Origin of the sequence: Thermovibrio sp. (assembly GCA_015488335.1) — a bacterium.
In the GTDB taxonomy this organism is placed as follows: Bacteria; Aquificota; Aquificia; order Desulfurobacteriales; family Desulfurobacteriaceae; genus Balnearium.
In genome coordinates, this window is the sequence record WFNZ01000017.1 from 1 (window position 1) to 9904 (window position 9904).

The following is a 9904-nucleotide window of genomic DNA, read 5'->3' on the forward strand; positions in this document are numbered from 1 at the left end:
GGTTTAAGGAGCATGAAGTGTGCAAATGCTGCAGGTGAAACAATGAGAGAGAGAACTGCCGCTGCCGTTCCAACCTTCATCAGCTTTCTCATCGCCTCCTCCTTTAGATATTAAGATTTTCGCCTTATTATACAAATTTGGTATGATTTCTACAACAGATTATATTACGATTAGAATCCATAGAAAAGGCAAGTTATGAAAAAGGCCTTATTGGATATTACAAACTAACTTAGTTATATCTAACAAATGGCTGGAGGTTATATGGAATTCGTCATTTACCTGACTGCTCTTTTTGTTTCAGGCCTTCTTATCTACAAAATGCTGAAAAACCCATGTAGAAACTGTTCAGATAGAAAAACCTGCAGGAGGAAGCATGAGGAGAGCCCTACTTGTCCTATCGACAGTCCTTATAACTTCGCAGGGAGCTGTGGCTCAGACAGATCAAGAGATTTTAAGAGAGCTCCAGCAGTTAAAGTCCCGCATCTCTCAGTTGGAACAGGCCTTAAAGGAGAAAAACGCTAAAGAAGAACAGGTAGAGAAAGAGGTTGAAGAGATTAAAGAGAGGCTCTCATCCTTAGAAATCCACGGAGGCATAAGGCTCTACTACCAGGGAGCGTCGGTTGGAACTATTGACGGACAAAACTTCTCAAACCCAAGCGGTGCAGGATACAACGCAGACATTGAGCTGACTTTCAAACCCGACGAAAAGGGTGAATTCTACATGAGGCTCCACTCTGGTGCTGGAACAGGGGCCGACAAGCTCTTTGATGAGGCAGACGAACCTCTCTTTGCAAACCTCAACACCCTGGCAGACGACAACCCCGACACAGAGGGAACCTTTAAAATGCTTGAGGCCTACTACACCAGAGATTTCCTGAACGGCAGAGTGAACTTAGTTGTTGGAAAGACAGAGCCCTTCATCATGATTGACGACAACGAATACGCAAACGACGAAACAACCCAGTTTGTTGGAAAACCCTTCGTCAACAACCCCATTTTAGACCCTGAAGACATCTTTGCCCCCATGGTAGGAATAACGCTCTCACCGGCTGAGAGGATAGAAATTTCCGCAGTTGTTCAGAGCAACGACACGGCAGGTATCACCTACGACGGGAATGAGTGGGTTCAAAGAGAAAAGAGCGTTTACGACAACGTTTTTGACCAGCCTTTTTACGCTCTTCAGCTGAAATATTCCCCGGAGTTTAACGGACTGAAAGGGAACTACCGGATCTACTTCTGGAACGACTCTGCAGACCACATAAAGATAGGCGAAGAGACAGACGATCCAAACAGGAAACCGGGAACGGAAGACGGCTGGGGAGTTGGAGTCTCATTTGACCAGCAGATCTCAGAAAACATTGGCCTCTTCTTCAGGGCAGCTTACGGAAACGACGATGTTTACGAGGTTGAGAAGTTTGTATCCTTTGGGGCAAGCGTTAACGGCCTCTTTGATTCCCGCCCCAACGACACGTTAGGAGTTGGAGTTGCAGCACTTATACCCAACGACAAGCTAAAGAACGATGATACAGAGTATCACTTTGAGACGTACTACAGAATGGCTTTATCTAACAACCTCTTTATAACTCCAGACCTTCAATACGTTGTCAACCCCCACGGAAGCTCAGACAACGACAACATACTTGCAGGAATGGTAAGGGCCGAGTTCTCTTTTTAAGGGACCTCCTCCCGGGCTCGGCCCGGCCTTTTAAACCCTTCGCCTCAGAAATCCCTTCCTTATGTCAAAAACGGCACTGGTCATGAATCCAACGATGGAGACTGCTATTCCAACCGATATGACAACGTTGTAGTCGTAGGTTGTTTCAAGGGCAAGGACAACGGCCGTAAATGGAATCTTCATGACAACCCCGACGAAAACGGCCGCACCAATTGCTGCAAAGTAAAATGGTTCAACGCTCACCCCAAAACTTTTTGCCCACTCTCCAAAGCCGTAGCCGACGAGGGCTCCAATACTCATAAGGGTTATAAAGAGACCTCCCACAGCGTTGGCGTAGAGTGAAACGGCGTTGGCAACTATCCTGAGGAAGACCAGAAGAACTATGGAGAGCAGAGGGATGTGGAATCTGCCGTTTATCAGTGATTCAACAACCTCGTGGCCTGAAAAACCGGCATAGGGAGAGACTTTGAGGAGAAGGGCAACCGTTAATCCTCCAACGAGGGAAATGAGAAGGGTTCTCTGAAACGGGCTGAGCCTTTCAACAGCAAGGGAGTTAAGGTAGAAGAGGACTTTGTCCCTTAAAATCAGGTAGATGTAAATGCTAAGGGTTAAAACGGGAATGAAGAAGAATAAAAGGCCGATGTAGTCTATTCTAACTTCCTTTCCCGTTGAAAACTGAAAGATTAGGGGCGTTAGAAGGGAAAGAGCCACCAAAAAGGCCGAGAAACTTCCGATTATCATAAACCCGACAAAGTCCCTTATGAGCCTGTAGGCAACGTTTTCAACGGCGAAGAGGATTCCCGTTATTGGAGAGACAAAAACTGCTGCTATTCCGCTGCTTGCTCCGACCCCAATGGCTACTTTGAGGAGTGCCTTAGGAAGGCCGAAGTATTTGCGGAACCTGTAGGCAATCATAGCTCCAATTGCAGCTGAGGGGCCCTCGTTTCCAACTGCGAAGCCGCTACCTATTGAGAGTGCTGAGGCTACAATTTTCTGGGCAAGGTCTCCGAAGGTGAATGTGAGCCTGTTCTCGTCTAAGGCCTTAGCTATCTCCCTTATTCCGTATTCCCTGGCCTTTTCGTTTTTGAGGATTATCAGGTTTACAACGAGAATTGAGGAAGTTGTTATGAAGGCCACATACCAGAAGGGAAGCTTTGGAATTGTCTCCTCGGGGTTTCCAAGGTAGAGGGCCAAAGAGATAGCCCTGCTCAGAAGAACGTAGAACGAAACGGCGAGCCCCGTTGAGAGGCCCACCAGAAGCGATAGGGAAAAGAGCTTAGAGTTGGGCTTCATTACTTGAGCTTTAAGAGGAGCTCCCCAATGGTTCTAACGGGCTGGCCTGTAGCCCCGGCAGAGTAGTATTTCCAGGGGTTTGTAAGGAATGCAGGGCCGGCAATGTCTAAGTGGGCCCAGCTCTTTACCTTTTCGCCGTCAACGAAGTTCTGAAGGAACAGGGCTGCAGTTATTGCACCTCCGTAGCGGCTCTTTCCAACGTTCTGGATGTCTGCATACTGTCCCTTAATGTCCTCCTTCAAATCCCCATCTAACGGAAGCCTCCACATCTTCTCTCCGGTTTTTTCAGAGAGGGAAAGGAGCTCCCTCGCCAGCCTCTCGTCCTCTGTAAAGAGGCCGGAAGTGTAGTGGCCGAGGGCTACAACGCAGGCACCTGTTAACGTTGCCATGTCTATCATTACGTCTGGCTCAAGCTCTAAGCCGTAGATGAGGGCATCTGCGAGTATGAGGCGCCCTTCGGCATCTGTTGAGTGGACTTCAACGCTCTTTCCGTTCCTGTAAACGATTATGTCGTCGGGCCTGTAGGCTTTTCCGTCGGGCATGTTCTCAACGGTTGGTATGAGGCCGTGGACTTCAACGTCCGGCTTTAGCTCACCAACGGCCTTCATAATTCCAAGGACGGCACAGGCCCCCGCCTTATCGGATTTCATCGTTTTCATGTACTGCTCTGGCTTTATGTTAAGGCCACCGCTGTCAAAAGTTACACCCTTACCAACCAGAACAACTCTCTTTTTGGGCTTCTTCGGTTTATAAGCGATGTGGATAAACCTCGGTGGGTTCTTGCTCCCCCTTCCAACGGTGAGAATTCCCACCATTTTGTTCTTCTCAAGCTTCTTCTCGTCAAAAACGGTACACTCAAAGCCGTACTCCTTCGCCAGCTTCTTAGCTTCCTCTGCAAGGGCTTCAGGAGTTATCACGTTCCCCGGCTCGTTTACAAGAGCCCTGGTGTAGTTGGCAGCCTCTCCCAGAACCTCTCCTAACTTGAATGCCTCCTTAAACTCCGGAGTTCCGGCAACGTAAACCCTCTCAACCTCAAACTGCTCATCTTCGGAGCTCTTATACTTGTTAAACTCATAGCTTCCAAGCTTCAATCCCTCTGCAACAGCCCTTGCAGCCTCTTCCTTCAGTTTATCTGCTCCAAGGAGCTCACAGACAACCCTTTTAAACTTCCTGCTCCTTGCCTCCTTTATTCCCTTTGCCGCTGCAAGCCTTACCGTATCGGCCTTCAGCTCTCCTTTCTTTCCAAGACCAACGTAGATAACGCTCTTAAAGGCCTCTCCGGGAAGAACTGCAACTTCTCCAGCCTTCCCCTTAAACCCCAGAGCCTTCAGGGATTCCTTCTCTTTCTCTTCAATCTCCTTAAGTCCTTCATAAACACCTGTAATGAGTGCATCTGCCCTCTTTCCCTTTATCTCAGTCTGGTAGCTCAGCTTCATCTCCACCTCCTTAAATTCTCCAGTCAACTCCTAAAATTTCGCTGTAGCGGTCTAAAGTCCTTGAAACGTATTCCCTGACGGCCTTTATTTTATTCTCATTGAACCTCTCAGCCCAGTCTTCCCTGTTAAACTCACTGCTTGCAGAGACGATGAGGTCCAAAACCCTTTCAGAGTCGGGGAAAACAGGGTAGTAGCCGGCCTTCAAGGCGTAGTCTGCAAGTTTTGCAAGTATTCCTCTTCCGTGCTCCTCTGCGTTTAACTTCTCTCCGTAGGCCTTTAAGAAGAGGAGTTCCAGAACAGACCTTGTCCACTTCAGTGGAACGTTGCAGACTCCCCTCTCTGAAAGCTCGCAGGAGACTTCGGATAGAGACCTCATCCACCGCCTGTGGAACCTGCACCAGCCAACGTTGTCGTACCAGTACTCGGCAACTGCGCTCTCAAACATCCTCTCTGCAAGCTCTTCAGGTTCTGGAAAAACTCCAAACTTGTAGTAGGTCCAGTATTTACCCTGAACCGGAAGGGGAATAAAGTTCCCTATAGCCCAGTACATCGTCGGGTTGACCTCTCCGTCTTCCCCAATGGGAACGTAAACGGCAAAGTCCTTAAAGCTCTTACCCTCAGGGAGCCTGTCGGCAAACCTCTTGTCAAAAACCTTTGCCGCCCTTCTCTTACCCCTTCCCAAAAGTTTCGGTATTTCTCCCTCTCCAAAGGCCACCTTTCTTGCAAGCTGAGAGAGGAGCTCCGCATTCTTCTTACTGGTCTCAACGGGGTTCTTTAAAACGGCCTCCCTGTTAAAGTCTGGCTTTTCGTTTAATCCAACCTCTTCAGGTTTCAAAAATCCCCTCTCTATCAGCTCAAAGACCCAGGCGGCAACTCCACCAAACTCAATTGCGTCAAAACCCATTGAGTCAACGGTTTTCACGGCCAGGTCGCTGGCCTTCAGGTAGAAACTTCCAGAGAGGGGGCCGTTTGCATTGTAGGGCTCGTAGTCTGTCTTGTAGCCCTCCCTTACCTTCTTACACACTGCAGGGCAGGGCTCACCGCAGGTTGTCCACTTCTTCGTCTCTATCGCCTCAGAGTTGAAGACCCCAACGTAGTACTCCTCAATAACCCTGTAAAGTTTCTCCCTCTCTTCTCTGCTCATGTAGGCTATCTGCCAGTTGAGAACCGGCGTTTTGTCCCTCTCTGCAAGGTAGTCTCCACCAAAGGTTCCGCCGGTTTTCAGTTTCGGGTTGTAGCGGTACTTCTCCGTTTTCTCGGCAATCACCTTGAAGAGGGGCTTGTCGTAAACCTCTGAAAAGAGCTTTTTAACGTAGTCAAAGTTTGAAAGGTCTAAAGCCCTGAACCTCTTTCCTTCCCAGCTTCCGCCGAAAACGATTCCAACAACGTTGTGAGCCTGAGCCATAACAGATCCTGCCCCTCCCCTTGCAGCCCAGTCCTCTGCCCCCTCAACGAACTTCCCGTCCCTTATAGCCTGAGAGAAGACCGCCCCGTAGTTCGTTGTGTAGGCTGCAGGGCCAACGTTTGCTATCCTGAACTCCTCTCCTTTAAACCTTTCCCCATAGAGCTCCAATAAATACTGGCTGAGGGCGTAAACCCCCTCTTTTCCCTTATACCCCTTCCAGATTTCCCAGAGCTTCTCCTCACTTAAATAGTCAACAGAGAGGTTCAGCTGGCCGGGAGCTCCCTCTACCACCAGAACTGCCGGTTTTTCCGCCCTTCCTGTTATAGTCAGAATGTCAACTCCCGTTCTTAAGAACGTATAGGCAGCTCCACCCATTGTTGACGGATAGAGGGTTCCATACAGCGGAGAGCGGAAGAAAAAGGTTAGCCTGTGGGAACCGGGAAGGATTGAGCCTGCAAAAGGCCCCAATCCCACAACTAAAACGTTCCTGCTGTCGTAGGGTGAAACCTGATAGCTCCTGTAAACTTCAGAGTGAAGGTATATCCCATAGTCTATAACTCCGTAAATACCTTCCTTTTCAAAGGGTTTAAAAACAACCCTCTGTTCGTCAAGATCAACCCGTAAGGTCTTAAGCTCCATCTCTATCCCTTCTGGTCAAAGGTTTTAAGCGCAGGAGATTGTTTCCCTTTTCTGTAGTTCTCCATTTCGGCAGGAATGATCTTCTTCAGCTTCCTCTGAATGAAGAAGTTGAGAACGAAGATGGTAAATACAGGAAGTGAACCACCAACAAAGGCACTTTTGATGTTCATAGAGAGAACTCTAAAGGTCTCTCCGGAGTACTGAACTATAAAGTCTATTAAGAGGAAGAAGAGGTAGAGGGAGACGATGTAGTAGACCTGCTTAACGTATTCAACGTAGTCAAGGATTATCGCCGTTAGAAAGGTTATCTTGAAGCTGAAAGTTAAAGCGTAGGCAAACCCTCCCGGCTTTATGGCGTTCAGTGGGTTGAACCTGTCTGTTGCTGCAGTCTCAAGGAACTTCAGCGCCGATAGAATCCTCATAAGCCCCGTTATTGTTGGAAGCGATATGACCAGAAAGACCACAAGCCCCCACAGTAGCATCGTCCAGCTCACTTCTTCCCTCCTCTCTCCTTAAGTTTTTTCAACAATTTGAGAGCTCCCTCAACCTTCTCTCCAATCCCCGGCTCCTCAGATTCAACTTCAGGGTTTTTCTTAACAATCTCTTCTGCCTTTTTAAGGTGCTGTTCCGCCTCTTTTAAATTGCCGGTTTTAAGAAGGCACATTCCGTAGTGGTAGTTTATAACGGCATCTTCAGGCCTCTGTTCTATTGCTCTTTTCAAGTAGGTGCATGCCTCTTTAAATCTTCCCATTTTAAAGAGAACCCACCCTTTTGTGTCAAGGTAAGCCGGGCTGTTGGGTTTTGCTTTCAGAGCCCTGTCAATCAGCTTCAGCGCCTCGTCAAGGTTTTTGCCCCGTAAGGCGTAGAAGTATGCAAGGTAGTTGTAGATGTCAGGAGTGGGTTTGACTTTGAGGAGCTCTCTTAAGCTCTCCTCTGCAACCCTGTCTTTCCCCAACTTATCTGCAAAGTAGGCCAGATAAAAGAGGTAGTCGGGATTGTTCTTCAGCTGCTTTTTCCAGAAAGAGAGGAGTTTGTAGGCCTCTTCGGTGTTCCCCATTTTGTCAAGGAGAAGAGCTGCCTTTATAAGGTAGTCGGGGTTGTTTGTAATTCCCCACAGTTTCTCGTAGAGCTCCTCAGCCTTTCCGTAGTTTTTCAGCTTGTAGTAGGTAACTGCGAGTCTTTCCATAACTGTAGGGTTCTTAGGGTAGTAGCTGAGAGCTTTCTCGTAGGCTTCAGCAGCCTTTTTCAGGTTTCCAGAGAGCTCGTAGGCAAGGCCTAACATGAAGTAGACGTTGGGGTTGTCTGGGTTGAGCTTTGTAATCCTCTCAATTATGGGAATTACCTCTTTATACTCCTTCATCTGAAAGAGGTTTGCTGCAACCCAGGAGAGGAGCTTTAAGTTGTAGGGTTGAAGGGCAACGAGCCTGTTGATAACTTTCAGGGCTTCCTTTGGCCTGTTCTCGGCTATGTAAATTAAGAGGAGCTCCCTCAGGGCATAAATATTATCGGGACTTTCTTTTAAAACTTTGTTAAGGAAAACTTCTGCCTTCCTGTAGTTTTTCAAGTTCTGGTAAACCTTTCCCAAAAGAAGATAAGCGCTCTCAAACTCAGGGTTCTCAGAAATTGACTTCTCCAAATACTTTCTCGCCTTCCTGTAATCCCCTTTAATGAAGTACGATTGACCTATGAAGTAATCTATCAGGTAGTCGTTCTTGAAGTGTTTTTCTCCCTCTTTTAAAACCTTCAGAGCTTCGTCGGTCTTCTTCTCATTTAGAAGGAGATTTGAGAGGAAAACATAGGTATCTCTATCTTGCTTTACCCTTAAAACCTTCCTGTAGAGCTTTTCTGCACATTCAAACTTACTCTCTGCCACGCATATTCCCGCCTTCAACTTGAGAGCTTCAACGTTTTCAGGTTCTTCCTTTAGGACTTCAGAAACAAGTTTTTCTGCATTTTTAAACTTCCTCAGAGATGCTGCAAGCCTGGCTCCCTCAAGGGCAAGCTTTGGATTCTTACTCAAACTGTAGGCTTTCTCTATAGCCCTGAGGGCTCTTTCATTCTCTCCTTTAGAAAGGTAGTTAAGATAAAGCATGTAGTAGTAGGTATAATCGGGTTTAAAGCTTACAGGCTTTAACTTGACAGCTTTTTCCGTTTTTCCCTTTGCCACCTTTTTTACCGGAACGGTCTTTGGCTTTTCCTCTAAGGGAATTCCACAGGACGAAACTAAAAAAAGAAGAGCAAGGAACAGCTTTTTCTCCATGTCACTTCCTTCTACTCTAAAGTTGCCCTTATTATAAAATTTCACCAAATGGAAAAGACGCTTAAAAGGATAAGGGAGCTCCTCTCCCTTCTCACAAAAGAGGACTTTAAGTACTTCAACAGGGTAAAAGACCCCGACAGAGCTCTTTCCCTTCTCCTTGAGGAGCTCCTTCCCCACCTTGACAGGAAGAGGAAAGCCTGGGTTCAGAAAGTTCTAAAAGTCCTTGAAGGTTACTCCTCGCTAAGTGAAGAGAAGAGGAAAAAGCTTTTCAGGGAGCTCCACTCCGTCTTCACCCTCAAGTTCTCACCCAAAGAGATAGAGAAAGCGAGGAGTAAAGAGATACCAAAAGAGAGGGTAATCGTTGCTCCCGAAAAGATAGAGAAGAGGCAAAAACGCTACCCCATAAAGGCTTTTTTCCAGAAGGTAGAGTCTGTTAAGGGAATTGATAAAAGAAGGGTTAACAGGCTTAAAAAGTTAGGCATAGAAACGGTTTTAGACGCAATCTACTACCTCCCTTTTAGGTATGAAGACAGGTCAACTGTAACCCCAATGGCCTACCTAAAGCCCGGAGAGAACATACTCGTTAAGGGTCATGTTGTAAGCATCTCTGAAGTTCAGACCAGCAAGAAGAAGAAAAAGCTCTTAAAAATTGTCCTCTACGATAAAACCGGAGCTGTAACCCTTCTCTTCCTTCAGGAGAGGGTCTTCGGGTACTACAGAAACCTCTTCTCAAAGGCCAAGGAGCTCAAAAAGGAAGTTCTGGCCTACGGAACCGTTAAGCGGAGCTCCACCGGCTTCACAATGGTTCACCCTGAAGTAGAGGTCTTTGACCCGAAGAAGGGGAAACTTGAGAAGCTGGGAACTGTTCTGCCGGTCTACCACTCTGCCGAAGGGATAAAACAGTCAACGGTAAGAAGAGACATTCAAACAGTTGTAAAGAAAGTTCTTCCCTTCCTGCCGGAGTACTTGCCGAAAGAGATACTTGAAAGGCACAGCTTCCCGGAAGCTGCCGACGCCTTCTGGAGAGTCCACTTTCCGTACGACGAAGATGTAGAGGAGCTCCTTGCCTTCAAAACCCCGTTTCAGAAGAGGGTAATCTTTGACGAGCTTTTCCTATTCCAGTTAGCCCTTGCACTCCACAGGCAGAAGATAAAAAAAGAAAAGGGAATAGCCTTTCCCGTTTCAGAGGAGCTGAT

At 47.3% G+C, this 9904-nt stretch carries 7 protein-coding genes; 2 read left to right on the forward strand and 5 right to left on the reverse strand.

Annotated features, from left to right (window positions below; genetic code table 11):
- Positions 1–373: 373 nt before the first annotated feature.
- Positions 374–1675, forward strand: coding sequence for a carbohydrate porin (locus tag F8H35_RS01485; protein WP_472571800.1), 1302 nt, complete (start codon positions 374–376; stop codon positions 1673–1675).
- Positions 1676–1705: 30 nt separating this feature from the next.
- Here the strand turns inward: F8H35_RS01485 and F8H35_RS01490 are convergent, their stop codons facing one another.
- Genes F8H35_RS01490 through F8H35_RS01510 form a run of 5 tightly spaced genes read right to left on the reverse strand, consistent with a single transcriptional unit; the run spans position 1706 to position 8708 of the window.
- Entirely contained in the window at positions 1706–2968 is a 1263-nt protein-coding gene (locus F8H35_RS01490) for a chloride channel protein (RefSeq protein ID WP_472571801.1), read from the reverse strand.
- Positions 2968–4404: a leucyl aminopeptidase gene (locus F8H35_RS01495; protein WP_472571802.1), complete on the reverse strand. Its 1437-nt coding sequence runs from the start codon at positions 4402–4404 to the stop codon at positions 2968–2970. The genes F8H35_RS01490 and F8H35_RS01495 overlap by 1 nt, the downstream gene beginning before the upstream one ends.
- 10 nt (positions 4405–4414) lie before the next feature.
- Positions 4415–6448, reverse strand: a complete 2034-nt coding sequence (locus F8H35_RS01500; protein ID WP_472571803.1) for an aldehyde ferredoxin oxidoreductase N-terminal domain-containing protein — start codon at positions 6446–6448, stop codon at positions 4415–4417.
- A gap of 2 nt (positions 6449–6450) precedes the next feature.
- The gene (locus F8H35_RS01505; RefSeq protein ID WP_472571804.1) at positions 6451–6942 is read right to left on the reverse strand and encodes a hypothetical protein; all 492 of its coding nucleotides are present in this window, start codon (positions 6940–6942) and stop codon (positions 6451–6453) included.
- Entirely contained in the window at positions 6939–8708 is a 1770-nt protein-coding gene (locus tag F8H35_RS01510; protein WP_472571805.1) for a tetratricopeptide repeat protein, read from the reverse strand. Before F8H35_RS01510 ends, F8H35_RS01505 begins: the two co-directional genes overlap by 4 nt.
- A 48-nt stretch (positions 8709–8756) precedes the next feature.
- Here F8H35_RS01510 and F8H35_RS01515 point away from each other — a divergent pair.
- The coding region (locus F8H35_RS01515; protein WP_472571806.1) for an ATP-dependent DNA helicase RecG at positions 8757–9904 on the forward strand (1148 nt) is incomplete at its 3' end.